A 597-nucleotide genomic window follows, 5' to 3' on the forward strand; every position below is an offset into this window, starting at 1 on the left:
GATTCAAAAAAGAAAAAACAAGGAAAATTTCCGTTTTGAAATAGAAAAAGGATTCAAAAAAGAAAAAACAGCGAAAAATTCCATTTTGGAGTAAAAAAGATAATCTCATAAACAAAAAAGGAGTTTTTTATGATAAAATTAGTCGTAACAGAAGTCACTATTTTTTGGAAGATACTCACTATTGGAGGTTACTTATAAAGTAACAAAATAAAGGTAAGTCTGTTTATTCCCAAACTTACCTATTACATTATATCTTGCAATAACCAGCTACCTAATAACTATTGACAACGTAATTTTTCTTCTGCTTCTAATCCTCTAAGATTTTTATGACAGCAACCTTGAGTCATACCACCAGTTGGATTTACTGCAGATGTACACTTGTTTAATGCTGATAATACAATTGTTGTTGTTATAATAGTCCTTGCCCTCGCTTGAACATCACTATCATTTGTTGATACTCTTTTTAAATCTAAGTCAAAATCATCATGTTTCATTGTTTTTACCTCCATTATTGATTATTGCAAGACTATTAATATAATCTATAATCATAAAAATTTTTTATGTATCTCTAAATTCTTTCATTGTTAAAATAACAAT

Annotated in this window: 1 protein-coding gene; it reads right to left on the bottom strand. The window is 27.5% G+C overall.

Annotation, left to right across the window (positions count from 1 at the left end; translation table 11 throughout):
- Positions 1-278: 278 nt before the first annotated feature.
- A complete protein-coding gene (locus H612_RS0108630; protein WP_027131066.1) occupies positions 279-494 on the bottom strand; it encodes a hypothetical protein in 216 nt (71 codons plus the stop codon).
- Between the last annotated feature and the right edge of the window lie 103 nt (positions 495-597).

Source organism: Gemella cuniculi DSM 15828 (genome assembly GCF_000425665.1).
Taxonomy (GTDB): domain Bacteria; phylum Bacillota; class Bacilli; order Staphylococcales; family Gemellaceae; genus Gemella; species Gemella cuniculi.